The organism is Streptomyces luteogriseus (assembly GCF_014205055.1).
Classification (GTDB): Bacteria; Actinomycetota; Actinomycetes; order Streptomycetales; family Streptomycetaceae; genus Streptomyces; species Streptomyces luteogriseus.
The window spans coordinates 1,727,120-1,751,990 of sequence record NZ_JACHMS010000001.1; the positions used below are offsets into that span (position 1 = coordinate 1,727,120).

A 24,871-nucleotide genomic window follows, 5' to 3' on the forward strand; every position below is an offset into this window, starting at 1 on the left:
ATCCCGAAGCCGCATGAAGAGTTCCCAGGAGGTGACGACCATGGCCACGACCCTCGCCAAGGCCGCCGACGGCACCGAGTCGGCCACGCACGCCGCCCGGATCGAGCACGTGTCGAAGTCATTCGCGGGGCCCGCCGGACAGCAGCTCGTCCTGGACGACATCACCCTCGATGTCGCGCCCGGCGAGTTCGTCACCCTCCTGGGGGCCTCGGGCTGCGGCAAGTCGACGCTGCTCAACCTGGTGGCGGGCCTGGACCGCCCCACCGCCGGCGCGATCGCCACGGACGGCCGGCCGGCGCTGATGTTCCAGGAGCACGCGCTGTTCCCGTGGCTGACCGCGGGCAAGAACATCGAACTCGCCCTGAAGCTGCGGGGCGTGCCGAAGGCCGAGCGCCGGGAGCGTGCCGAGGAGCTGCTCGAACTGGTGCGGCTGAAGGGCGCGTACGGCAAGCGGGTGCACGAGCTGTCGGGCGGCATGCGTCAGCGCGTCGCGCTGGCCCGTGCGCTCGCCCAGGAGAGCAAGCTGCTGCTGATGGACGAGCCGTTCGCGGCTCTGGACGCCATCACGCGGGACGTGCTGCACGACGAGCTGACCCGCATCTGGCGCGAGACGCAGCTGTCCGTCCTGTTCGTCACGCACAACGTGCGCGAGGCGGTCCGGCTCGCGCAGCGCGTGGTGCTGCTGTCCTCCCGTCCGGGCAGGATCGCCCGCGAGTGGACGGTGGACATCCCGCACCCGCGGCGCATCGAGGACACCCAGGTGGCGGAACTGTCCGTCGAGATCACCGAAGAACTGCGTGGGGAGATCCGCCGTCATGGCCAGCACTGATTCGACGACCGTCGCCAAGGACGGCAACGATCTCGCCGGGCTGGAGGCGGGCCTCGACGCGTTGGAGACGCGGCAGACGGGCCGGACCCCGTTCCGGCAGACGTTCACCGAGAAGATCCTGCCGCCCGTGCTCGCCGTCGCGCTGGTGCTGGCGGTCTGGCAGGCACTCGTCTCGTTCAAGGTCGTCGACGACCCGACGAAGCTGCCCGCGCCGTCCGCGGTGTGGGACGTCGTCCAGACCGCGTGGCTCCAGGGCGAGTTGCTCGGCTACATCTGGACCAGCGTCTCGCGCGGTCTGCTCGGGTTCCTCTTCGCCCTGCTGATCGGCACGCCGCTGGGCCTGATCGTGGCCCGGGTGAAGTTCATCCGCGCGGCGATCGGCCCGATCCTGTCGGGACTGCAGTCCCTGCCGTCGGTCGCCTGGGTGCCGCCGGCGGTGATCTGGCTGGGCCTGAACAACTCGATGATGTACGCCGTGATCCTGCTCGGCGCGGTCCCGTCGATCGCCAACGGCCTGGTCTCCGGCGTCGACCAGGTGCCTCCGCTGTTCCTGCGCGCGGGCCGCACGCTCGGCGCCACGGGCCTGAAGGGCACCTGGCACATCGTTCTGCCCGCCGCCCTTCCCGGCTACGTGGCGGGTCTGAAGCAGGGCTGGGCCTTCTCCTGGCGCTCCCTGATGGCCGCCGAGATCATCGCGTCCTTCCCGGACCTCGGCGTCGGCCTCGGCCAGTTGCTGGAGAACGGCCGCAACGCCAGCGACATGGCCATGGTGTTCGAGGCGATCCTGCTCATCCTGATCGTGGGCATCGCCATCGACCTGCTGATCTTCAGTCCGCTGGAGCGGTGGGTGCTGCGCAGCCGCGGCCTGCTGGTGAAGAGCTGAGTCCCATGACCAACAAGCCCGTCCTCCTCGTCATCGCCCACGGCAGCCGCGATCCGCGTCATGCCGCGACGGTGCACGCCCTGGTGCGCCGGGTGCGCGCGACGCGCCCCGACGTACGGGTGGAGACGGGCTTCCTGGACTTCAACGTCCCCTCGGTACAGGGGGTCCTGGAGTCCCTGGCGGTGCAGGGTGTACGCGACGTCGTCGCCCTGCCCCTCCTCCTCACCCGGGCGTTCCACGCGAAGGCGGACATCCCGGCGGTCCTCGCGGACGCGCCCCCGCAGCTGCGCATCCACCAGGCGGACGTCCTGGGCCCCTCCCCGCTGCTCACGGCAGCGCTGGAACGGCGCCTGTACGAGGCGGGCCTGACGCCCGCCGACAAGTCCTCGACCGGGGTCGTCCTGGCCTCGGCGGGGTCCACCGACCCGGAGGCGATCGCAGTGATCGCAGACATCGCGCGGGAGTGGCGGCACACCGGTTGGTGCGCCGTGCGGCCTGCGTTCGCCTCCGCATCCCTCCCCCGCACGGAGGACGCGGTCCGCGAACTCCGCGCACTCGGCTGCTCCCGGGTCGCCGTCGCCCCGTACGTCCTGGCCCCCGGCTTCCTCCCGGACCGTATCGCCCGGGGCGCGGCCGAGGCGGATGTCCTGGCGGAGGTCCTGGGACCGGCGCCGGAGGTGGCACGGGTGGTGCTGGAGCGGTACGAGGCGGCACGGATGCCGTTGCCGGCGGCCGTGAGCGCCTGACGGTCACGCCGCCGTCTCCTCGTGGGGTTCCGGCTGGAGGGCGAAGGAGTACGGGGCCCACGGGCCGGTGATCTCCACGCGGAGGCCGGGGACGCCCTGGGCGGCCGTGAGGATGCCCGTGCGGAAGGCGGTGACCCGGTCCTTCGGGACGAGGTAGGCGTCGTTGCCGATGTTGGTGCCGGGGGCCGTACCGGCCAGGCTGCCGCGTTCGGGGGTGTGGGCGACGCGGTCGACGGCGAGGGTCCCGGCCGTGTCGGTGAGGCGGGCGGCGGCCTGGACGACCGTGCGCCAGGCCTCCTCGTTCCTGCGCTGTCTGCGGCGGCGGATCACCTGGTAGGCACGGCCTACGCCGAGGCCCGTCAGGGGGTCCTGCGGGGACTCCGCGTCGGCCTCGGGAGGGGTGATGTCCGGGGCGGCGTAGATCTTGACGCCGAGTTCGACATGACCTGTGAGCCGGTCGAGCAGGGAGAGGAAGTAGCCGCGGCGGGTGTCGAGGGCCTGCCGGGCGGTGTCCTCGTCGCGGTAGACGGTGGCGAGGCGCAGGGGCAGTACGGCGGCGCCCGAGGCCACCAGGGCGGCCACCACGGCGTGGTGGGAACGGACCGTGGACTCCAGCCAGTCCAGGTCGTCGAGGTGAGCCTGGAGGGGAGCGTCGTCGTAGTCGGCGGGCGGGACGTGGCCGACGGCGAAGGCGAGCGGAGGACTGGTGACGGCCGGGTCGACCAGGTGGATCGGCTCACCGGCGACACCGCGCAGACGGGCCGTGGCCGCCGCGGCCTCGGGGGTGCGGCGCAGGACCGCGTAGGCGTAGACGAGGTTCGTGTCGCTCATGCTGCGGGCTCCTGTCGGTGGCCGTGCGATTCCTCTCGCGAGACTCCGTTCTCGTGCCGTCCGCCGGTAGGTACGCAGCGGACGGCGGAGGCGTTCACGGGAACGGCCGACGGATTGGCCTCGCCCCGGGGTCAGGGCGGCTCCGGCGGGAGCACTACCGCGACGGCTGGTACGAGGACCACTGAGTCACGGAGTACCGGGCGCGGGACGGCGGCCGGCCGCCGCCGATGCTCAGCTCCACAGCGGGTACGGCCTTTCACGCCGCCGAACGGCGTGGAGCTGCTGACGCTGAACGGCGTGGAGCTGCTCCCCTGGGACGGCCGGGAGTCCTGGCTCCGCAAGGGCGCGTCCCTCGGCGAGGACGCCCTCGCGGTGGCCGACGCGGTCGTCGCCGCCCGCTCCCCGGACTACTGGCCGCGGCTCTTCGCGGACCCGCGGCTGAGAGCGCCGGCCGGGATCACGTCGTGCACGTCCTGTCCGGGGGGCCGCCGGGTCACGTCGCCCGTTCGCTGAACGGGGTGGCCTGGTGGAAGTAGAGCAGCCAGCGGCCCTCCGCGCGCCGCCACAGCGAACTGCGGTGGGCGCGGCTGCCGTCGTACTCCGTGTCGTAGGTGAGGTGGACCAGGTCGGGGGCGAGCTGCACGCCTCGCAGGGCGGAGACGGCGACGGGCCGGGCGCCGGTCTCGGTGGTCGCGGCCAGGGAGGCGATGATGGCGGCCCGGCTCCAGTGCCGGCCGGAGGCGCCGAACTCGTGGAAGTCGGGGTGCAGCAGCGCCCCGACCCGTTCGGGTGAGCGGCGGATCTTCGGGGTGAGCAGGGCGAGTTCGCCCTCCATCGCGGACTCGACGGCCGGGTTGTGCTCAGGCACCTGTCATCTCCACCAGCTTGACGACCGTGTTCCAGTTGCGGGTGGTGGCGATCAGGCCCTTGTTGATGCGGGGTTTCGACAGGTGTTCGGCCAGCTTGGAGCGGCCCAGGCCGTTCGGGGCGTACAGGTACAGGGCCCGGTCGCCGAGGCGGAACTCCTCGGGGAGGTAGGCCTCCTGGCCGATCTCCGCGAAGCGGTCGGGGGTGACGGGGGCGGAGAAGTAGGTGACGTGGAGCTGCTTGGGCTCCAGGTCGGCGGCCGGGAACGGGCAGGCGTCCGCGATCGCCCGCAGGTAGGCGTGGTCGCGCACGATCACGTCGACGCCGAAGCCGAAGCGCTCCTCGAGGGCCCGCGCGATCTCACCGGCCAGCGACTCCTCGTCGCCGTGGCCGGAGGCGAACACGGCCTGGCCGCTCTGCAGATGGGTGCGGACGTCGTCGAGGCCGAGGTCCGTCAGGAGCGTGCGCAGGTCGGCCATGGGGACCTTCCGGCTGCCGCCCACGTTGATGCCGCGCAGCAGGGCCGCGTATGTCGTCGTCATCCGCTCACGATAAGGCGGCCGTCGTGCCCCGTGGGGGTGGGCACGACGGCCGCTCCGGGCAGTGCCCGGCCCCGTAAATTACTCACCGGTCATTGCGGGGCACAACCGTCTGCTCAGGATCCACACACCCGGGGAGCCCGAGATGTCCGGCGATAGGTGTAAGGGGCCACGGCCCGTGGGGGTCCTCCCCAGTGGGGAGAGGGGCGCCCCATGGGGATGAGTTCCGGCCCCGCCACTTCACCGGGCAGCACGACGAGATGGCTTTATCCGGCCCATACCTTCGAAGTGAAAGGGGGCGGCAGGGGGCCGCCACCGCATCACGAGGGGGCAAGCCCGTCATGGGGAACGGAGACATACGGGTGCGGGGTCTCGCCGCCCGGGCCGGCGGCTGGAGCGCCCGGCACCGATGGGCTGCCGTCGGTATCTGGGTACTGTTCGTCGCCCTGGCGATGGGGCTCGGTTCGGCTGCGGGCCGGGTCGACGTCAAGGACAGCGACCAGCTGAAGGGCGAGACGCACACCGCGGCACGCATCGTCGAGGACGCCGGCATCGACGAGCCGGCCAGTGAGACCGTGCTGCTCCAGGCCAGGGGCGGTGGCCTGAAGGCGACGGACCCCGAGTTCCGGGATGCCGTCGACGCGGTCGTGCGGGCCGTCGAGGGGACCGGCCGGGTCACCGAGGTGACCTCGCCGTACGAGACGAAGACGATCTCGAAGGACGGCCGCAGCGCGCTCGTGCAGTTCGACATGCGCGGCGAGTCGGACACCGCCGGCGAGCGGATCGAACCGGTGCTGGAGGCCGTCGAGGGCGTTCAGCAGGATCACGAGTCGCTGCGGATCGAGGAGATCGGCGGCGCCAGCATGATGAAGACGTTCGACGACGCGTTCGGCGACGACTTCGAGAAGGCCGAGTACTCCGCGGTGCCGGTGGCCCTCGGCATTCTGCTCATCGCCTTCGGGGCGCTGGTGGCGGCGCTGCTGCCGGTACTGCTGGCGATCACCGCGATCATGGCGACGATGGGTCTGATGGGCGTCGTCAGCCATGTGATGCCGATGAGCGACACCGCGAACTCCGTGATGCTGCTGGTCGGTCTGGCCGTCGGCGTCGACTACTGCCTGTTCTACCTGCGCCGCGAGCGCGAGGAGCGCGAGGCCGGCCGGGACGCGCAGACGGCCCTGCGGATCGCCGCCGCGACCAGTGGCCGGGCGATCGTCGTCTCGGGTGTCACGGTGTGCGTGGCGATGGCGGGCATGCTGTTCACCGGGCTCGCCGAGTTCGAGGCGATGGGCCTGGCCTCGCTGATGGTGGTGGCCGTGGCGATGGTGGGGTCCGTGACGGTGCTGCCCGCGCTGCTGTCGCTGCTGGGCGAGCGCGTCGAGAAGGGCCGTCTGCCGTTCCTGGGGCGGCGCAGGCGGAGCGGCGGGCGTCAGGACAGCCGGTTCTGGACGGCCGTGCTGCGGCGCGTCCTCGCCAAGCCGGTGGTCGCCGTCGTCGTGGCGGCCGGTGCGCTGCTGGCCATCTCGGCTCCCGCGCTCGGCATGAAGACGCAACAGCTCACTCTGGACCAGGAGTTCGGTGACTCGCTGCCCATCGTGCAGACGTACAACCGGCTCAACGACGCCTTCCCGGGCGGTTCCGAACCGGCCGAGGTGATCGTCAAGGCGCGTGACATCAACGCGCCGGAGGTGAAGTCCGCGCTCGCCGACTTCCGTGACCGGGCGATCAGTTCGGGCGCCTCGCGGGGGCCGGTGGAGATCAAGCTGCACGACGCGCAGAACGTCGCGTTCGTCTACGTCCCGCTCGTCGGCGGCTCCGATCAGGACAAGGCGGGCGCGAGCCTGGACACGCTGCGGGACGAGGTGCGCCCGGCGACGCTCGGCAAGGTCGACGGGGTCGAGGCGCCCATCACCGGGCAGGTGGCCGGGTCGAAGGACTTCAACGACCAGCTGGCCGGTGCCGTGGTCCCGGTGTTCGCGTTCGTCGTGGTCTTCGCCTTCGTGCTGATGCTGCTGTCGTTCCGCTCGCTGACCATCGCGATCACGTCGATCGTGCTGAACCTGCTGTCGGTGGGCGCCGCGTACGGCATTCTCGTCGCCGTCTTCCAGCACGGCTGGGGGGCGTCCCTGGTGGGCGCGGAGGGCGTCGGCGCGATCATCACCTGGCTGCCGCTGTTCCTCTTCGTGATCCTGTTCGGCCTGTCGATGGACTACCACGTGTTCGTGGTCTCCCGGATCCGCGAGGCGCGACTGCGGGGACTGGCGACGAAGGACGCGATCCGGCACGGCGTGGTCACCACGGCCGGGGTGGTCACCAGTGCCGCGGTCATCATGGTCGCCGTGTTCGCGATCTTCGGGACGCTGTCCATGCAGTCCATGAAGCAGATGGGCGTCGGCCTCGCGGCCGCGGTGCTCATCGACGCGACGATCATCCGGGGCGTGCTGCTGCCGGCCGTGATGGCGCTGCTCGGCGAGCGCAACTGGTACCTGCCGAAGTGGCTGCACCGGCTTCCGGACCTCACGCACGACGAGACGCCGCAGGCGGTCGCGGCGCCGGCGACGCGGGACGACGAGGGCGAGCCCCTGAAAGTCTGATCACCGCGGTGGCGGGGAAGGGCCTGTTGGTTGCCGGGGCAACCAACAGGCCCTTCCCCGTCCGCTCGTCAGGTCAGCCGCCGCACCTGGAGCACCCGCTCGTCGCAGCGCACGATCTCCAGCTCGCGGTCCGGGCGGCTGCCCCCGAAGGAGAGCGCGAGGTGACGGTCCGACACCAGACGCCAGCGGCCGGGCACGGCACCGGGGGCGTCACCGCGTCCCAGCGGGTGGTCGACGAAGGCGCCGTCGGGTGCGAACTCCATGCCGCGGCGCCCTCGCGCCGGCGGGAAGGGGAAGTCGTCCGGCCGGTAGACCCGTACGTCCTCGTGGTCCTCCTCGTAGGAGTGGAGCCACGAACGGAACAGGCCCGACGGGGGTTCTCGCATGACCCGGCCACCTCACTCGTCCCATACTGTCCGCATTGCCGCTCTGATACACAAGTGACTAGAATTATCAGTGTATGGGTTCAGAGGGCACGGGCAACCGACCGCTCCGACCGGCGTCGCCCGGCCCTCGCGGCGCGTGTCAGACGCGCAGTTCCGCAGCCGCGTGCGCGGCACACCCCAGCTCCCCCCGGGGGCAAGCCATGTCCGATGCGCAGGCATTCCTTCGCGCCACCTCGCCCGACTACAGCCGCTGGTGCGGCGCCATGGAGGTACACCGCAGACTCCTCAGCCTGAACCCGGAGTACGCCGAGAACCGGGCCCTCATCGAGAACACCGCGTTCGCCTACGAGTCGATGGAGCAGGTCACCGCCCGGCAGGGCCTGATCGACATCCCCGTCGTCGTGCACGTCGTGCACAGCACCCCCGAACAGGACGTGAGCGACGCCCAGATCCACAGTCAGATCGACGTCCTCAACCAGGACTTCCGCGCGAGCAACCCGGACGTGAGCAAGGTGCCCGCGGTCTGGCAGGACCTGGTGGCCGACGCCCGGCTGCAGTTCCACCTCGCCCGGACCGACCCCTTGGGTCGCCCCACGGACGGCATCACCCGGACCAGGAGCGCCAACGACGGCTGGGACACGGACGACCTGGTCAAGTTCAGTCTGAGCGGTGGCCAGGACGCCTGGCCCGCGGACATCTACCTGAACCTCTGGGTCTGCCAGTTGCGCCGCGGGCTGCTGGGCTACGCGCAGTTCCCGGGCGGCGCCGCCTCCACGGACGGCGTGGTCATCACCCACACCGCCCTCGGGACCACCGGTACCGCCACGGCGCCGTTCGACGGCGGCCGCACGGCCGTGCACGAGATCGGGCACTGGCTGAACCTGCGGCACATCTGGGGCGACGACGACGAGGGGTGCAGCGGCAGCGACTTCGTGGCGGACACCCCCAACCAGGGCGGCGCGAACGCCGGTTCGCCCACGTTCCCCCATGTGACGTGCGGCAACGGACCGGACGGCGACATGTTCATGAACTACATGGACTACACGGACGACGCCGCGATGTTCATGTTCACCAAGGGCCAGTCGGCGCGCATGGACGCCACGCTCGACAACGCCCGCCTGACCCTGACCCGGCAGGCCGTCGCGGTGTGATGACGACGGCCCGACCCCGGCACGGCGGGCCTAGTGGCCCCGGGCTGCGGTCAGTTCGGCCTCGATGAGGTCGGCCGCGCGCCCGGTGCCGCCCTCCCGGGCCGTCTGCGCCTGGAGTTCCTTCAGGCGCCGCGCCACCTCCGGGTCGCCCACCAGGGCCAGGGCCGCCGCGCGCAGCGTCTGCGCGGTCGCCTCCTCCGTGGGGACGCGGCGGGCGACGCCCAGGCCCTGGAGCATCTCCGCGTTGCCGAACTGGTCCACGGCCTGCGGTACGGCGATCATGGGCGTCGCGGTGGCCAGGCCCTCCTGGCTGCCGCCGGCGCCGGCATGCGTGACGAACAGGTCGGCCTGCTTCAGGATGGCCTGCTGCGGCACCCAGGAGTGCACCTCGACGTTGGCCGGGACGTCCCCGAACAGGACCGGATCGACGTGCTTGCCGACCGAGAGCACCAGGTGCCAGCCCGGCAGGTCGCCGAACGCCCCGACGCATTCCCGGTAGAAGCCGGGCTGCTTGGTGAAGGCCGACCCGAGGGACACGAGCACGACCTTCTCGGCGGCGGTCGGCCGCTGCCAGTCATCCTCGGCGGTGCGGTCGCCCTGACAGGTGCCGACGAAGGAGTACACGCGCTCGTCGACACGGTCCGCGTTCGGCTGGAGCGCCTTGGGAAGCAGGACGATCGATCGGTCGGGCCGGCCCCCGAAGTCGTCGGGGTGCTGCGTGATCCCGTTCGCCTCGAGCCAGGCCTGGAAGCGGGCGTAGTAGGCGCGGCCCCGTTCGGTCTTCTTCGGCTCCTCCCACATGGGCCGGGCGACCTCCTCCTCGTACCCCTCCCAGGCGACCATGGCCGGCGAGAGGGAGACCGCGGGGACGCCCCAGCGGTGGGCTAGGACCCGGCCCGGGTAGGAGGCGATGTCGTGCAGGACGAGGTCCGGCTCGTCGCCCTCGTAGGCCTCGATCAGCTGCGGGAGGGCCTGGATCGCGTCGGCGAGGAACGGCTCCACGTTGTCCAGCAGGGTGCTCCCCCACGCCTCCGGATCGTCGTCGGGTGAGGGCAGCGTCGAGTTCCAGGGCTTCACCTCGGCGCCGGTGTCCGCGACCTTGTCCGCGAAGACGGGCGGGATCGCGTAGGTCACCCGGTGGCCGCGCGCCACGAGTTCGCGGATCACCTCCAGACTCGGGTTCACGTGGCCGTGGGCGGCGATGGAGAACATGGCGATGTGGGCACGACTGGTCATGCGCCGACCGTACGCGAGACGAGACGTCTCGTACAACCTTTTTGCGTCAGCGCTGGTAGCGCGCCAGCACCAGGTTGCCGTCCTCCTCCAGCCGTCGGCGCAGCTCGGCGATACCGATCGCTCCGCTGTAGTACTCCTGGAGCGCGGGGGTGGCGACCTTGTCCTTCCACTCGGGGTAGCCGCGGACGGACTGGGCCGGTGCCGGTCGCAGGTGTCCGGCGAGAGCGGTGCCGGTGGCCCAGCCGTCCTTCGTCCGGTGCAGGGCGGGGTCCTTCAGCGCCTCGGTGCCGGTGGGCAGCATCCAGTCGCCGAGGGCGAGACTGACCATGTTCGGCGGCCTGAGGAAGAAGTCGAGGAACTCCGCGGCCTCCTTCTTGTGCGGGCAGTCCTCGGCGATGGAGAGGGTCTGCGGGCTGACGCCCTGGGTGCGGCCGCCGGCGCCCGCCGGGGCGGGCAGCACCTGCCAGTCGAAGCCTTTGGGGGCCTGCTGGACGATCTGCTGACGGTAGGAGAAGCCGAGCGGGACCATCGCGTACCGGCCCGCGAAGAAGCCGGGCAGCGTGTCGGAGCCGCCGCTGCCCAGGGTGGTGGGCGAGGCGCTGCGGTCGGTGTTCGCCTGGTCGTGGACGGTGCGCGGCACCACTTGGTCGCCCGCCTGGAACCGCACCGTCACCTTGCCGTCCGGACCCCGGTGGAAGAGCTGTCCGCCCGCCGACAGGGAGAGGTTCAGCGTGGCGGAGACGGGTTCTTTCAGTGGCCAGGCGACGCCGTACCTCCCCGGGCCGCTGAGGCGTTCGGTGATCCGGCGGAACTCGGCCCAGCTCCAGGGCTTCTCGGGGGTCGGGATCCGTACGCCGGACTTCCGCAGCCACGTCGCGTTGGCGATGAGTACGCGCGGTTCCTGGAGGAACGGCACGCCGTATACACCGTCTCCGAAGGTCGTGGTCTCCCAACTGCGCTGCGGTATGTCCGACTTCAGCCTCGCGGGCAGCAGGCCGCCGAGATCGGCGAGGTAGCCGCCGTAGGCGAAGTCCGCGAGGTCGTCGGAGGCGTCGTGGATGATGTCGGGTGCCTCGCCGCCCTCGAAGGCGGTGAGGAGCTGGTCGTGGACGCTGTCCCAGGAGCCCTGGACGTACTCGACCCGGACGTCAGGGTGGGTGGCGTTCCACTCCTTCACCAGCTGCTCGTTGGCCGCGACGGACTCCTCCTGCCAGGCCAGGGACTGAAAGCGCAGGGTGATCCGGCCGTCGTCGCGGGTGCCGCCGGAGGAGCAGCCCGCGAGCAGCAGCAGGACGACGAGGGCGAGCAGGCGGGTGCGCATCAGCTCTTCACCGCCCCGGTGAGCATGCCGCCCGTGATCCGCCGCTGAATGAGCGCGAAGACGACCAGCGAGGGCAGCGTCGCGAGGAACGCCGCCGCCGCGAGCGGTCCGAGGTCGGCGACGCCCTCGGCGCCGATGAAGTGGGTGAGGACCACGGGGAGCGTCTGTTTCTCCGGTGTCTTGAGGAGCACCAGCGCGAAGAAGAACTCGTTCCACGCGGTGATGAAGGCGAACAGCGCGGTCGCCACGATGCCCGGCGCGAGCAGCGGCGCGGTCACCGACACCAGCGTCCGCACCCGGCCCGCCCCGTCGACCGCAGCGGCCTCCTCCAGTTCGGGCGGCACGGCCCGCACGTACCCGGCGAGCATCCACAGCGCGAAGGGCAGCGCCCACACCACGTACACCAGCACCAGACCCGGCACGGAGTTGATCAAACGGAGGTTCTTCAGCACGAGGAACAGCGGGATGATCAGCAGCACGAACGGAAACGCCTGGCTGACCACCACCCAGCCGGTCACGGCCTTCGCGAGCCGGGTGCGGCGGCGGGCGACGACGTACGCCATCGGCGTCGCGATCAGCACGGCGACGACGGCCGCTGCGAGCGCCGCGAGCAGGGAGTTGAGGGCGGCGTGCAGCAGCGGCTGTTCGTCGAAAGCCTGCCGGAAGTTGGCGAGGGTGGGGTCCTTCGGAACCCAGGTCGGGTGCAGGCTGCCGAGCTCGCGCGGCGGCTTGAACGCCGTGGAGACCAGCCAGAGGAACGGGAAGGCGAGGAAGACGAGGTACGCGAGCAGCGCGGTGTACTGGCCGACGCGGGCCGGTGTGCTGGTCCTCATGCGTCGTCACCTCCCCTGAGCCGGCCGGCGAGGAAGACGGCCAGGGCGATCGAGATCACGGCCACCATCACGCAGCCCATCGCCGCCGCGTAGCCGAACTGCCCGTACCGGAAGGCCTCTTCGTAGGCGAAGAGCATCGGCAGCCGGGTCCGGCCGCCGGGGCCGCCGCTGGTCAGCACGTAGGCCAGGGCGAAGGAGTTGAAGTTCCAGATCAGGTTCAGCGCGGTGATGGCGAGGGCGATGGGCTTCAGGGCGGGCCAGGTGACCGTGCGGAAGCGGCACCAGGCGCCCGCGCCGTCGACGGCCGCCGCCTCGTGCAGTTCGCGCGGGGTGTTCTGCAGCCCGGCGAGCAGCGCCACCGTCGTCTGGGGCATGCCCGCCCAGACTCCGACGACGATCACGGCCGGCAGTGCGGTCGCCAGTCCGCTGAGCCAGTCCCGGCCGCCGCCCAGACCGATGTCGCGCAGGGTCTCGTTGAGGATGCCCGCGTCGGGGTTGTAGACGAGCCGCCACATGATGCCGACGACGACCTCGGGCATGGCCCAGGGGATGATCGCCAGGGCGCGGGCCGCCCAGCGCAGCCGTAGGTCCTGGTTGAGCAGCAGGGCGAGGCCCAGCGCGAGGAGGAACTGCGGCACGGTCACGCCGACCGCCCACACCAGCCCGATCCGGAACGACTCCCAGAACAGCGTGTCGTGCAGCAGGTCCCGGAAGTTGAGGGCGCCGATCCACCGGGTGGGTGCGGTGCGGCCCGACTGGGCGTCGGTGAAGGCCAGCAGGATCCCGTACAGCAGCGGTCCGACGCTGAGGACGAGGATCGGGATCAGGGCGGGCAGCACCAGGAACCAGGCCCCGTGGTCGACGGCGCGCCGGGGCCGGCCGCCGCCCGGTCTGCGGCCGGCCTTTCTCCTCGGGGGCGAGGGTGGCGAAGGTGGGGAAGCCTCGGTCACCGTTGTCACGAATCAGCCCCTTTGCACGCTCGGCCGGCCTGGTCATGCTCGTGAAGGCCGTGTGCCTCGTCAAGGCACCGCGTACGCCGCCCGACCTGTGCCGATGCGACACTGGCCGGTGGATGGCCGGAACCCGACGGTCGAGGTGTGGACGACGGAGGCGGACGATGGACGAGGCACGGGCGCGGGACGTACTGGCCGCGGCAGGGGTGCTGCCCGGTGCCACCCGGGAGGCGCGGCTGCTCGCCCTGGGTGAGAACGCGGTGTTCGCCTCAGGTGACCTGGTCGTCAAGGTCGGCCGCGACGCCGAACTCCTCGATCGGGCGCGCCGCGAACTGGACATCGCGGCGTGGCTCGCCGAGGCGGACGTGCCGGCGGTGCGGGCGGCCGAACCGGAGGCGCTGCTGGTCGACGGGCATCCGGTGACGGTGTGGCACCGGCTGCCTGACGCCGTGCGGCCCGCCGAGCCGCGGGATCTGGCCGAACTGCTGCGGGTCGTGCACGCCACGCCCCTCCCTCCCTTCGCACTCCCGGCCCGCGATCTGCTGGGCGGTGTGGAGCGGTGGCTGCGGCTCGCGGGGGACGCGATCGATGCCGCGGACGCGGCGTACCTGCGCGAGCGGCGGGACGGGTTCGCCGCCCGGGTCGCCGCGCTCACGCCACACCTGCCGCCGGGGCCTATCCACGGGGACGCGCTGCCGCGCAATGTGCACGTCGGACCCGACGGGCCCGTGCTGGTGGATCTGGAGACGGTGTCCGCGGATCTGCGCGAGCACGATCTCGTGGTGATGGCGCTGTCCCACGACCGGTACGGGATGCCGGACGAGGCGTACGCCTCGTTCACGGAGACCTACGGCTGGGACGTACGCGACTGGGCGGGCTGCGGTGTGCTGCGCGGGGCCCGGGAGACGGCCAGTTGTGCGTGGGTCGCCCAGCATGCGCCGGGCAACCCGAAGGCACGGGCCGAGTTCGAGCGGCGGGTGCGGTCGCTGAGGGACGGGGACGAGACGGTGCGGTGGTATCCGTTCTGACCGTCCGGCGCCGGCTGAAGCCGTCTCAGACCGGCTCGTCCGCCAACTCCCGCAGGGGCCACGTCCCATCGATGGAGGCGGTCGCGTCGCCCTTGCCGCGCAGGAAGCTCTGGAAGTCCGCCGCCCACTGCGCGTACCACTCGATCTGGCGATGGTGCAGGGCCGCCGGGCCGAGCATGGCGATCTTGGGGTGGCGGTCGGCTATCGCCCCGGCCAGGCGGGCCGCCGCCAGGGCGTCGGCCATGGCGTCGTGGGCTGCGTCGAGGACGACGCCGTACTCGGCGCAGACCGCTTCGAGGTTGCGTTTGCCGCGGCGGTAGCGGTCGACCCAGCGGTCGATGGTGTACGGGTCGATGACCGGGGCCGGGTCCACGCCGCCCAGGCGGTCGCGCAGGGACGGCAGTCCGTGGCGCCGCAACTCCGCGGAGAGCAGGGTGAGGTCGAAGGTCGCGTTGTAGGCGACGACCGGCACACCCGTCTTCCAGTAGGAGGTGAGGACGTCGGCCAGCGCGTCCGCCACCTGGTCGGCCGGTCTGCCCTCGGCCGCCGCGCGCTCGTTGCTGATGCCGTGCACCGCCACCGCGTCCTCGGGGATCGGTACTCCCGGGTCGGCCAGCCACTCCCGGCGCCCGATCGGCTCCCCGCCCCTGACCTCGATCACGGCCCCCGTGACGATGCGCGCCTCGCGCGGATCCGTGCCCGTCGTCTCCAGGTCGAAGCCGACCAGCAGCTCCCGGTGCCAGCCCATGGGCGGTCCCCCTTCTTGTGGTGCGTTCCCCCAGTGGTCTCCACCTTCCCATGCACCACTGACAATCAGAGGAGCGCGCTCCGCTTACCCCCCGCCGACGTTCCGCGCACCCCCCGTCGGGCACTCCGCTCAGCCCCGGCGGCGGACCGGAGAACCACCGTGCACAGAGGCACCGTTCAGGACACCGGCCTCGAATCCGCCCACATCACCTCGAACTCCTCGCGGTACGTGGGGAAGAGGCCGCTTTCGTCCATCTCGCCCGACTTGACCACCTTGCTGCCGTTGCGCAGCACGAACACCGGTGCCTCCATGCCCCGGGTGCGGCGCAGATAGTTCTGCACGACCGCGATGCCGTCCGCGCCGTCGCCGTCCACCAGATAGGCCGTGAAGCGCGGCGTCTCGTCGAAGACCTGGATCTCGAAGGCGCCCGGGTCGCGCAGCCGGGCGCGCACCCGGCGCATGTGCAGGATGTTCATCTCGACGGCCCGGCTGAGCTCGCCGCGCTTGATGCCCAGTTCCCGCTCGCGGCGCTTGACCGCGCTGGAGGCCGGGTTGAGGAACAGCAGCCGCACCCGGCAGCCGGACTCGGCCAGCCGCACCAGGCGCCGGCCGGAGAAGTTCTGTACGAGCAGGTTGAGGCCGATGCCGATGGCGTCGAGCCGACGGGCGCCGCCGAAGATGTCCTCGGCCGGGAACTGCCGCATCAGCCGCACCCGGTCCGGGTGGACGGCGACCACGTCGGCGTACCGGTCGCCGACCAGGTCCTCGACCGCGTCGATGGGCAGCCTGCGCGCCGAGGGCACGTCACCGCCCGCTCCGAGCATCTCCAGCAGCCGGGCCGAGGCCCGCTCGGCCTGGTTCAGCACAGCTTCGGACAGGGCCCGGTTGCGGGAGACGACGTTCCTGGTGACCTCCAGCTCGTCCAGGGCGAGCTCGACGTCACGGCGGTCGTCGAAGTACGGCTCGAAGCAGGGCCAGTGCTGCACCATCAGCTCGCGCAGCTGCGGCAGGGTGAGAAAGGAGAGCACGTTGTCGTCGGCCGGGTCGAGCAGATAGCCCTTGCGGCGGCTGACCTCGCGGACCGCGACCGCGCGCTGCACCCACTCCTGGCCGGCCGGCCCGGCGGCGGCCACCACCCAGTCCTCGCCGTGCACGGGTTCGTAGACGGGCCGCAGCACGGCGGCGACCACCGCGCGCAGCCGCTGTTCGACGAGGTTCAGCCAGATGTAGGCCCGGCCGGCCCGCTGGGCACGGGTGCGCACCTCGCGCCAGGCGTCGGCGTCCCAGTCCAGCTCCGGGCCGATGGAGCCCGTCGCGTCCATCGGCCGCGCCAGGGACACGGCACCGGTCGGGACGTCAGTGGAGTTCCCCTCGTGACCCTCGTCACCAGGGGGCAGCTCCAGCCCTCCCGAGCCCACCCGCGCACCGCCTTCCACTCCCCCGGGCACCGCCCTTGTCAACGATCAAGGAAGGGTACTCCGGGAGCGGTCGGCGGTGCAGCCGGATGGGCAGGGTAGTTCTCAACTCCGGGGGCGCCAGTGCCCGTTCTGCCAGCCGAGCTCGGCCGGAGTGAGCGGATTCATGGCGGTGACGTCGCGCGGGGCGATGGAGAAGCCCTGCCAGTGGACGGGCATGGGCTGCTGGTCCTCGTCCCGGGCTATGTGGTGGAAGCCGATGTTCATCCAGACCACCGGGTGGGTCAGGGCCTGGCCGTTCACCCACTTGTCGACGGACTTCCCGGCTCCGGCCCCGCAGTTGCCGGGGTTGTTGCTGGCGAACAGTTCGCACTTGTTGTACTGCGTGACGTACAGGTCGTGCTTGGTGTAGCTGCGTCCGGGGTACCTGGTCGTGGGTCCGGGGACGATCTCGTAGGAGCGCGCGTGTCCGTCCTTGTTCTTGCCGGTCGCGCTGACCATGCGCCACCAGCGGTAGGCCTTGCTGTCGCCGGCCAGTTCCTTGGTCACCTTGGTGCGGGTGGTCTTGGTGGTGGGGGCGCGCTGGCCCCGGGTGGGCGCGGTGACGGTGGAGTCGTACTGCTCGACCTTGTTCTTGGTGGAGCCGTCCAGGGCGAAGTCGAGCCGCCAGAAGGCGTTGTGGCTGTGGCTGGTGGCCTTGGCGCTCGCGCCCTTGCCGATGGGCCAGCCGCGGCCGTCGCCGGCGTCGTAGTCGTCCCAGGAGAGGCTGCCGGTGGCGCCGACGTTCATGGTGATGGTGCCGTCGTCCTGGAAGCGCCACTCGGTCATGTACTCGTACCAGCCGACCTGGTTCACCGTGTAGACGAGGAGGTCCTTGCCCTCGGTCTGGAAGACCTTGTTCGCGGTGTCGCCCTGCATGCGGTAGGCGTGGCCGCGGGAGCGGGTGGTGGTGCACAGGCCCTTGACGTTCGGGTCCTCGTTCCAGGAGTCCGGGACCTTGACCGTCCTGATGGTCCCGCCGGGGCACTCGCCCGGCGCCAGGTTCATCAGGCCCTGGGCGAAGTCGAAGCCGGTGAGGTCGTCGTACTCGACCTTGCCGTCGTCGTAGGGGACGTGGATCTGGCCGAGGCGGGCGCTGTTGAGGACCTTGATCTGTTTGGGTTCACCCTTGGGCTGGTACGAGATGTTCTCCAGCACGAGGCCGGCCTTGCCGTCGTAGCGCCAGCACATCCGCCACGTGGTGCCGGTGGAGAGCTTCTGCTCGATGCGGTAGGCGGCGTTGCAGTCGGCTGCCGCGGCGGGGGCGGCCTTCGGCTGGGCGGTGGCCGGTCCCGCGCCGGCCGTGGCGCCCGCGGCCAGCGCGGCCACGGTCAGGCCCACGGCCGCCCGGGTGCGGGCCCTGGTGTTGCTGTTCACGCGCATGACGAGATGACTCCCTGACGAGGAGGAGCGAGGTGGACGGGTGAGCGAGGAGGGCGGGTCAGCGGTCGAGCCGGGCGACCTTGCGGGCGCTCAGGTCGATCACCAGCGACCGGGCGTCGACCCACGGACCGTTCTTGACCTTCGGGAACAGCCGGACGCAGCGGTGCTCCCCGCACCGGTCGAGCACGGCGGGCTGGGCGCCCGGCGCGGCGCGGTAGACGGCGCCGCTGAGCTGGAGCTGGTCCGGGGAGGTGAGGGCCTTGCCGGTGGCGTCCTTGTAGTCGGCCTTGAGGCCCGCGCCCAGCGGGTCGGCGATCAGGAGGGCGGCCGCCTCGGCCTTCTCGGCGCGGCTCAGCGGCGGCTGGACGCCGTGCTGGGTGTCGCTGTGCACCACCGTGCCGGTGCCGAGATCGACGGTCCGGGTGACGAGGGTGTCGTCCCGGTAGTCGTAGAACGTCACGTCGGCGCGCCGGGGCGCGTCCGGCCGGCCGACCTCGTCGGCCTCGGGTTCGGCGAGGTCGACGCCGAGCCGCTGCGGGCCGCGGTCCCCGTCGACGCTCTCGCTGCTGCGGAACAGCTGTTTGCTGAGGGCGATCTTCTCGACCCGCTTCAGCTCGTCGTCGGTCAGCGGGTCGCGGCCCTCGCCCTTCTGCCCCTCGGCAGGTGCCGCCTCCACGACGCCCGGCGACACGGCCCGGCCGCCCGAGCCCGCGGCGCCCGAGCCCGCGGCGCCCGCCCCCGCGGCGCCCGTCCCCTGCTGAGCGGATCGGCCCGCCCGCGTCCCGGTGTCGTCCGCCCCCGCCGTACCCGGCAGGGTCACCGCCACCATCACGGCGGTCCCCGCCACCGCGATGGCCGTACCGGCCACCATCTTCCCCAGGTGGCGGTGCACTATGTTGCGCACGTCTTCCCCCTACTCCCCCAAGCCCCGGGAGTATGTGATTGCCCCAATGGTTTGGCATACCGCGTATGCACTGGTCACTCGGTAAGAGGGACATAAGTCATAGGAGGTTCCCTCACTTTCGGGGAGACTCGGGACCAAGGCGTCCCCACCGGCGCCGCACACCTGAAAGAGTCGTATCCATGCAGGTCTGGCCTGGCGAGGCGTATCCACTCGGTGCCACGTACGACGGCGCCGGTACCAATTTCGCGGTCTTCTCGGAGGCCGCGGACCGAGTAGAGCTGTGTCTGCTGCACGACGACGGCTCGGAGACGGCGATCGAGCTCCGGGAGAGCGACGCGTTCGTGCGGCACGCGTACGTACCGGGCATCATGCCGGGACAGCGGTACGGGTTCCGGGTGCACGGTCCGTACGCCCCGGAACGGGGGCTGCGCTGCAACTCCGCGAAGCTGCTGCTCGACCCGTACGCGCGTGCGATCAGCGGTTCGATCCGCTGGGGCGAGGAGGTCTACGGCTACCACTTCGACGATCCCGACCGGCGCAACGATCTCGACTCGGCGCCGCACACGATGACGTCGGTCGTGGTCAACCCCTACTTCGACTGGGGCGACGACCGGCGGCCGCGCACCCAGTACCACCACACGGTGATCTACGAGGCCCACGTCAAGGGCCTCACCATGCGGCACCCGGGCCTGCCGGAGGAGCTGCGCGGCACGTACGCGGCCCTCGCGCACCCGGCGATCATCGAGCACCTCACCGAGCTCGGGGTCACCGCCCTGGAGCTGATGCCCGTACACCAGTTCGTGAACGATCACCGCCTGGTCGACATGGGTCTGAACAACTACTGGGGCTACAACACCATCGGCTTCTTCGCCCCGCACAACGCCTACGCGTCCTGGGGCGACCGGGGCCAGCAGGTGCTGGAGTTCAAGTCGGCGGTCAAGGCGCTGCACGAGGCCGGGATCGAGGTGATCCTCGACGTGGTCTACAACCACACCGCCGAGGGCAACCACCTGGGCCCGACTCTGTCCTTCAAGGGCCTGGACAACTCGCGCTACTACCGGCTCACCGACGACCCCCGCTATTACATGGACACGACCGGGACCGGGAACTCCCTGCTCATGCGGTCCCCGCACGTGCTCCAGCTGATCATGGACTCGCTGCGGTACTGGGTGACGGACATGCACGTCGACGGGTTCCGCTTCGACCTGGCGGCGACGCTGGCCCGGCAGTTCCACGAGGTGGACCGGCTGTCGTCGTTCTTCGACCTGGTGCAGCAGGACCCGGTGGTCTCGCAGGTGAAGCTGATCGCCGAGCCGTGGGACGTGGGCGAGGGCGGCTACCAGGTGGGCAACTTCCCGCCGCTGTGGACCGAGTGGAACGGCAAGTACCGGGACACCGTGCGCGACCTGTGGCGGGGCGAGCAGCGCACCCTCGCGGAGTTCGCCTCGCGGCTGACCGGCTCGTCCGACCTGTACCAGGACGACGGGCGCCGCCCGCTGGCCTCGATCAACTTCGTGACCTGCCACGACGGCTTCCCGCTGCACGACCTGGTGGCCTACAACGACAAGCACAACGAGGCCAACGGCGAGGACAACCGGGACGGCGAGAGCCACAACCGGTCCTGGAACTGCGGGGTCGAGGGCGAAACCGACGACCCGGACGTGCTGCGGCTGCGCGCCCGGCAGATGCGGAACTTCATCGCGACGCTGATGCTGTCCCAGGGCGTGCCCATGATCAGCCACGGCGACGAGTTCGCCCGCACCCAGCGCGGCAACAACAACGCCTACTGCCAGGACAACGAGCTGGCCTGGGTCGAGTGGCCGCAGGAGGAGGACGCGGAGAGCGAGGGCGCGGACGCGAAGGACGGGGACGCGCGGGGCGGGCCGAGCAGGGAACTGCTGGGCTTCACGCGCGCGATGGTGTGGCTGCGCCGCAACCACCCGGTCTTCCGCCGGCGGCGCTTCTTCCACGGCCGGCCCGTGGAGGGCACGCACGACGACCTGTCCGACATCGCCTGGTTCACCCCGGACGGCCGCGAGATGACCCAGCGGGACTGGGACTCGGCGCAGGCGTCGGCGCTGACCGTGTTCCTCAACGGCAACGCGATCTCCGAGCCGGGCGCCCGCGGGGAGCGCATCAGCGACGACTCGTTCCTGCTGATGTTCAACGCCTCACCGAAGTCGCTGGAGTTCGTGGTTCCGGTCAATCACGGGCGGCAGTGGGAGGTCGTGGTCGACACGGCCCTCCCGTCCGGCGTGCCCTCGGACACCGGCCCGAAGGTGCAGGCCGGGGACCGGCTGACCCTGCCGGACCGGAGCATGACGGTGCTCCAGCGGCCCGTCTGACCGCTCGGCGCGTGCGTGTCGCCCGGAAGCCACCCGTCCGGGCGACGCGCGGCGCACCTGGCGCGGGGGATGACACGAACGGCGGCGGGGCGGGTACGTACGTTCCATGACACCTGAGCGACTTGACCCGGTGGTGCCCACGGCCACGTACCGGCTGCAGCTGCAGCCCGAGTTCCCGTTCGGAGCAGCCGCGGCCGTCGTGCCGTACCTGGCCTCGCTCGGCGTCTCGCACCTGCATCTGTCCCCCGTCCTGGAGGCCGTACCGGGCTCCACACACGGCTACGACGTCGTCGACCACGCGCGCGTGCGCGAGGAACTGGGCGGCGAGGAGGGACTGCGGGCGCTGGCGCGCATCGCGCGCGAGCACGGGCTCGGCCTGGTGGTGGACATCGTCCCGAACCACATGGCCATGGCCCCGCGCCACAACCGCGCCCTGTGGGAGGTGCTCCGCGAGGGCCCGAAGTCGCCGTACGCCCGGTGGTTCGACATCGACTGGGAGGCGCAGGACGGCCAGGTACTGCTGCCGGTCCTCGGCGGGCCGCTGAGCGAGGTGCTCGACGAGCTGCGCGTCGACGGTGACGTGCTGCGCTACTACGACCATGTCCTCCCGCTGCGCGAGGGCACCGAGGACCTGCCGTTGCCGCATCTGCTGGACGCGCAGTGGTACCGCCCGGTGTGGTGGCGGCTGGCCCGGACCGAGCTCAACTACCGGCGGTTCTTCAGCATCTCGGAGCTCATCGGGGTGCGCGTGGAGGACCCGGAGGTGTTCGAGGCCACTCACGACAAGATCCTCCGGCTGCTGCACGAGGGCGTGATCGACGGGCTGCGCATCGACCACCCCGACGGTCTCGCGGATCCCGACGGCTACCTCGCCAGGCTGCACGAGGCGACCGGGGGCCGCTGGACGGTCGTGGAGAAGATCCTGGCCGACGGCGAGCACCTGCCGGCGTCCTGGCCCGTGGCGGGAACCACCGGGTACGACGCCCTGCGGCACGTGGACGGGGTCTTCACGGACCCCGCCGGGTTCGGGGAGCTGCTGGGGCAGTACCGGCGCTTCGCGGCCCCGCAGACGGACCGGGGCGGGCAGTGGGAGGCGACGGTGCGGCGGGCGGCGTACAAGGTCCTCACGCACGAGCTGGCCACCGAGACCGACCGGCTGACGCGGGTGGCGAGCCGGCTGTGCGCGACCTCGCCGGAGCCGGCCCTGCGCGACCGGGCCCCCTGGGCACTGCGCACGGCACTCCAGGAGCTCCTGGTGCGCATGGAGGTCTACCGGCCCTACGAGTCCGCCGACGCGGCGTTGGTGGTCACCGAGGAGGCAGCCGCCGAGGCCCGGCACGCCTTCGCGGTGCCCGAGGAGGCCGGTGCGGTGGACGTCGTACGGGACCTGGTGCTGGGACGGTACGGCGACGGGCCGGCGCAGCTGGAGTTCCGGACGCGGTTCGCGCAGACCTCGTCGGCGCTGCGCGCCAAGTCCGTGGAGGACACGGCGTTCTACCGGTACGTACCCCTGCTGTCGGCGACCGAGGTGGGCGGGAATCCGGGGGCTCCCGCGCTGTCGCCGGAGGAGTTCCACGCGTACTGCGCGCGCGTGCAGCGCGACTGGCCGGTGACCGGCACGGTGGCCACCACGCACGACACCAAGCGCAGTGCGGACGTCCGGGCGGCGCTGCACGTGCTCACCGAGTGCCCGGACCGCTGGGCGGACGTGCTCGCGGAGGTGACCCGCACCGGGGAGGGGGTGCCGGACGCGCAGCTTGCGTGGGCGGCCTGGCAGACGGTGTTCGGCCTGGGCCCGGCCTCCGGGGTGCGGGAGCGGGCGCAGGGGGCGCTGCTGAAGCATGTGCGTGAGGCGGGCCTGTACACCAGCTGGACCGAGCAGGAGCCTCCGTACGAGGAGGCGGTGGAGCGGTTCGTGGCGGCCGGGCCGTGCGGGGCGCCGGGTGAGCGGGTCGCCACGTTCCGGGAGTCGCTGGCGCCCCACATCCGGGCCAACGTGCTGGGCACGGCGCTGGTGCAGCTGACGATGCCGGGCGTCCCGGACGTCTACCAGGGCACGGAGGCCGAGTACCGGGCGCTGGTCGACCCGGACAACCGGCGGGCGGTGGACTTCCCGCCCGCGGAGTCCGGCGGCACGTCCGGGGAGAAGGCGGCGGTGACGCGGGCGGCGCTGGGGCTGCGGGCCCGGCGGCCCGGCGCCTTCGGCGACACGGCGACGTACCTGGCGCTGCCGGCCGAGGGCCCGGCGGCTCGGCACTGCCTGGCGTTCGTCCGCTCCGGTGAGGTGCTGACGGCCGTGACCCGCCTGTCCCTGCGGCTCGCCGAGGCGGGCGGCTGGGGGGACACGCGACTGCCGCTGCCGCCGGGCCGCTGGGCCGACGTGCTGGAGCCGGGACGGGAGTTCACGGGGCACGCGCGCGTGGCGGAGCTGTTCGCGGGGGTGCCGGTGGCGTTGCTGGAGAGGGTGGACGGCTGAGGGCGGGGCCATGCTTCCGGGCGCCCCCCGGAGCCTCCCCCGCCGGGCCCTTGACACCGCACCACGGCCGTGGGGTACTGCGATGGCGAACTCGGGGGGATGTGACGGGGGTGAGTGTCCTGCCGGAGCTGCGCTACCCGACGGTGACCGAACAGGTCTCTGCTGCCCGGGCGTTGACCTCTCAGCGTCCCGGAGTGTGCACCCTGCGGCAGGTGGGTGCCTCACGCGCGGGCAGGCCTCTGCACCTGCTGTCCGTGGGCCGGGCCCGCCGTGCCGTCCTGGTGGTCGCCGGCGCCCACGCCAACGAGCCGACCGGCTCCTGCACACTGCTCGCGCTCGCCCGGCGGGTCCTGGAGCAGCGGGAGTTGCGCGACGGCATCTCCTGGCACTTCCTGCTGTGCGCGGACCCCGACGGGGCGAGCCTGCACGTCACGCCGGCGCCGCGCAGCCTCTTCGACTACCACCTCGGATTCTTCCGGCCGGCGGGCCCGGAGCAGCCCGAGTGGGCGCCGTCCGTACTGCCGCCGGACCGGCTGCCGCCCGAGACCCGGGCCCTGACGGGCGTCATCGACGAGTTGCGCCCGTACCTCCAGGTCACCCTGCACGGCACGGACCTGGGCGGCAGCTGGGTGCAGCTGACGAGGGACGTACCGGGGCTCGCGGAGCCGTTCGCCAAGTCCGCGGCCGAGTTGCACATCCCGGTGGAGACCGGCGCGTCGGACGCCGCGGGCTGGCCCGCCTCCGGGCCGGGCGTCCATGTGATGCCCGCGCCGGGGATCGGGCCGGCGTACCCGAGCCTGCCGGACGACGCGCGGCACAGCACCTGGTACCACGCCCATCGGTACGACGGGCTGACCGCGGTCGTCGAGGTGCCGATGTGGGCGAGCGACCTGGTCGACGACCCGGCTCCGCATCCGGCTCCTGCGGCGGCGATCGGGCTGCTGGCGCGCCGGCTGCAGCGGGACGCGCTGGAGGTGTCGCGCGTGCTCGACGGCGTGCTGCCCCGGCTGGCGGACCTGGACGGGCCGCTGCTGCGGGCCGCGCGGTGGGGGCTGGACCTGGTGCCGGGCCTGGCCTCGGACCTGCTCCACACACCGCCCGCCGACCGCACCCGGGCGTACGTCGGCAGTGTGGACGCGTTCGCGCGCCGCGTGCCGCTGCGGGCGGCGGCCATGCTGCTGCGGGTGCTGCGCGGGATCGACGAGGCGGCGGCGCAGCAGCTCGAGGAACTCGTGTCGACCTGGAGCGACGCCTTCGCGGAACGGTTCCGTGCCCGCTGGGTGCCTTTGGAGCACCAGGTGGAGCACCAGTCCCGCACGGTCGTCGCGGCGGCGCTGCACGCGCGCGAGAGGGCGTCGTAGCCG

22 protein-coding genes are annotated in these 24,871 nt (G+C 71.8%); 10 read left to right on the plus strand and 12 right to left on the minus strand.

Translation table 11 applies throughout. The annotated features are described in order from the left end of the window. Positions 1-40 precede the first annotated feature (40 nt). The 3 genes from BJ965_RS07810 to BJ965_RS07820 are packed head-to-tail and all read left to right on the plus strand — an operon-like array spanning position 41 to position 2,458. On the plus strand, positions 41-829 hold the full coding sequence (locus tag BJ965_RS07810) for an ABC transporter ATP-binding protein (RefSeq protein ID WP_184916916.1): 789 nt from the start codon (positions 41-43) through the stop codon (positions 827-829). Next, positions 816-1,712: an ABC transporter permease gene (locus tag BJ965_RS07815; RefSeq protein WP_031107443.1), complete on the plus strand. Its 897-nt coding sequence runs from the start codon at positions 816-818 to the stop codon at positions 1,710-1,712. The genes BJ965_RS07810 and BJ965_RS07815 overlap by 14 nt, the downstream gene beginning before the upstream one ends. Before the next feature lie 5 nt (positions 1,713-1,717). Next, complete coding sequence (locus BJ965_RS07820) at positions 1,718-2,458, plus strand: sirohydrochlorin chelatase (protein ID WP_184908004.1); 741 nt, start codon at positions 1,718-1,720, stop codon at positions 2,456-2,458. Positions 2,459-2,461: 3 nt separating this feature from the next. Here the strand turns inward: BJ965_RS07820 and BJ965_RS07825 are convergent, their stop codons facing one another. Beyond that, positions 2,462-3,289 (minus strand): GvpL/GvpF family gas vesicle protein, encoded by an 828-nt coding sequence (locus BJ965_RS07825; protein WP_184908005.1) that lies wholly within the window; start codon positions 3,287-3,289, stop codon positions 2,462-2,464. Between the two features lie 273 nt (positions 3,290-3,562). Here BJ965_RS07825 and BJ965_RS07830 point away from each other — a divergent pair, with 273 nt between their 5' ends. Further along, on the plus strand, positions 3,563-3,802 hold the full coding sequence (locus BJ965_RS07830; RefSeq protein WP_184908006.1) for a hypothetical protein: 240 nt from the start codon (positions 3,563-3,565) through the stop codon (positions 3,800-3,802). On the opposite strand, the gene BJ965_RS07835 is transcribed toward BJ965_RS07830, so the two are convergent. Then, positions 3,783-4,157 (minus strand): nuclear transport factor 2 family protein, encoded by a 375-nt coding sequence (locus tag BJ965_RS07835; RefSeq protein ID WP_184908007.1) that lies wholly within the window; start codon positions 4,155-4,157, stop codon positions 3,783-3,785. The genes BJ965_RS07830 and BJ965_RS07835 overlap by 20 nt on opposite strands. After that, on the minus strand, positions 4,150-4,698 hold the full coding sequence (locus tag BJ965_RS07840) for a DUF1697 domain-containing protein (RefSeq protein WP_184908008.1): 549 nt from the start codon (positions 4,696-4,698) through the stop codon (positions 4,150-4,152). Before BJ965_RS07840 ends, BJ965_RS07835 begins: the two co-directional genes overlap by 8 nt. Positions 4,699-5,036: 338 nt before the next feature. Between BJ965_RS07840 and BJ965_RS07845 the strand changes: the two genes are divergently transcribed. Then, entirely contained in the window at positions 5,037-7,289 is a 2,253-nt protein-coding gene (locus BJ965_RS07845) for an MMPL family transporter (protein WP_184908009.1), read from the plus strand. 68 nt (positions 7,290-7,357) lie between these two features. Here BJ965_RS07845 and BJ965_RS07850 read toward each other — a convergent pair whose 3' ends face one another. Further along, entirely contained in the window at positions 7,358-7,675 is a 318-nt protein-coding gene (locus BJ965_RS07850; RefSeq protein WP_051715162.1) for a hypothetical protein, read from the minus strand. 200 nt (positions 7,676-7,875) lie between these two features. On the opposite strand from BJ965_RS07850, the gene BJ965_RS07855 reads away from it, so the two are divergent. Beyond that, positions 7,876-8,826 (plus strand): zinc metalloprotease, encoded by a 951-nt coding sequence (locus tag BJ965_RS07855; protein ID WP_184908010.1) that lies wholly within the window; start codon positions 7,876-7,878, stop codon positions 8,824-8,826. A 30-nt stretch (positions 8,827-8,856) separates the two neighbouring features. Here the strand turns inward: BJ965_RS07855 and mgt are convergent, their stop codons facing one another. The 4 genes from mgt to BJ965_RS07875 are packed head-to-tail and all read right to left on the minus strand — an operon-like array spanning position 8,857 to position 13,175. Further along, positions 8,857-10,062, minus strand: a complete 1,206-nt coding sequence (gene mgt, locus BJ965_RS07860; RefSeq protein WP_184908011.1) for a macrolide-inactivating glycosyltransferase — start codon at positions 10,060-10,062, stop codon at positions 8,857-8,859. 46 nt (positions 10,063-10,108) lie between these two features. Beyond that, entirely contained in the window at positions 10,109-11,383 is a 1,275-nt protein-coding gene (locus BJ965_RS07865) for an ABC transporter substrate-binding protein (RefSeq protein ID WP_184908012.1), read from the minus strand. Beyond that, positions 11,383-12,216 carry a carbohydrate ABC transporter permease gene (locus tag BJ965_RS07870; RefSeq protein ID WP_184908013.1) on the minus strand — a complete coding sequence of 278 codons (834 nt, stop codon included), beginning with the start codon at positions 12,214-12,216 and terminating at the stop codon, positions 11,383-11,385. The genes BJ965_RS07865 and BJ965_RS07870 overlap by 1 nt, the downstream gene beginning before the upstream one ends. Continuing rightward, on the minus strand, positions 12,213-13,175 hold the full coding sequence (locus BJ965_RS07875; protein WP_376777906.1) for a carbohydrate ABC transporter permease: 963 nt from the start codon (positions 13,173-13,175) through the stop codon (positions 12,213-12,215). Before BJ965_RS07875 ends, BJ965_RS07870 begins: the two co-directional genes overlap by 4 nt. Before the next feature lie 158 nt (positions 13,176-13,333). Here BJ965_RS07875 and BJ965_RS07880 point away from each other — a divergent pair, with 158 nt between their 5' ends. Further along, a complete protein-coding gene (locus tag BJ965_RS07880) occupies positions 13,334-14,197 on the plus strand; it encodes a phosphotransferase enzyme family protein (protein ID WP_184908014.1) in 864 nt (287 codons plus the stop codon). Positions 14,198-14,222: 25 nt separating this feature from the next. On the opposite strand, the gene BJ965_RS07885 is transcribed toward BJ965_RS07880, so the two are convergent. The 4 genes from BJ965_RS07885 to BJ965_RS07900 all read right to left on the minus strand — a co-directional run bounded on the left by BJ965_RS07885 (position 14,223) and on the right by BJ965_RS07900 (position 18,686). Then, the gene (locus BJ965_RS07885; protein ID WP_184908015.1) at positions 14,223-14,945 is read right to left on the minus strand and encodes a 3'-5' exonuclease; all 723 of its coding nucleotides are present in this window, start codon (positions 14,943-14,945) and stop codon (positions 14,223-14,225) included. Positions 14,946-15,121: 176 nt separating this feature from the next. Continuing rightward, the gene (locus BJ965_RS07890; RefSeq protein ID WP_037832048.1) at positions 15,122-16,363 is read right to left on the minus strand and encodes an SAV2148 family HEPN domain-containing protein; all 1,242 of its coding nucleotides are present in this window, start codon (positions 16,361-16,363) and stop codon (positions 15,122-15,124) included. 102 nt (positions 16,364-16,465) lie between these two features. Then, positions 16,466-17,782, minus strand: a complete 1,317-nt coding sequence (locus BJ965_RS07895) for a copper amine oxidase (protein WP_184908017.1) — start codon at positions 17,780-17,782, stop codon at positions 16,466-16,468. Positions 17,783-17,840: 58 nt separating this feature from the next. Continuing rightward, complete coding sequence (locus BJ965_RS07900; protein WP_184908018.1) at positions 17,841-18,686, minus strand: Tat pathway signal sequence domain protein; 846 nt, start codon at positions 18,684-18,686, stop codon at positions 17,841-17,843. Positions 18,687-18,865: 179 nt separating this feature from the next. Here BJ965_RS07900 and glgX point away from each other — a divergent pair, with 179 nt between their 5' ends. The 3 genes from glgX (at position 18,866) to BJ965_RS07915 (ending at position 24,868) form a co-directional block, all read left to right on the plus strand. Then, the gene (glgX, locus tag BJ965_RS07905) at positions 18,866-21,031 is read left to right on the plus strand and encodes a glycogen debranching protein GlgX (protein WP_184908019.1); all 2,166 of its coding nucleotides are present in this window, start codon (positions 18,866-18,868) and stop codon (positions 21,029-21,031) included. Positions 21,032-21,137: 106 nt separating this feature from the next. After that, complete coding sequence (treY, locus tag BJ965_RS07910) at positions 21,138-23,507, plus strand: malto-oligosyltrehalose synthase (protein ID WP_184908020.1); 2,370 nt, start codon at positions 21,138-21,140, stop codon at positions 23,505-23,507. A 110-nt stretch (positions 23,508-23,617) separates the two neighbouring features. Then, complete coding sequence (locus BJ965_RS07915) at positions 23,618-24,868, plus strand: M14 family zinc carboxypeptidase (protein ID WP_184908021.1); 1,251 nt, start codon at positions 23,618-23,620, stop codon at positions 24,866-24,868. The last annotated feature ends 3 nt before the right edge of the window (positions 24,869-24,871 follow it).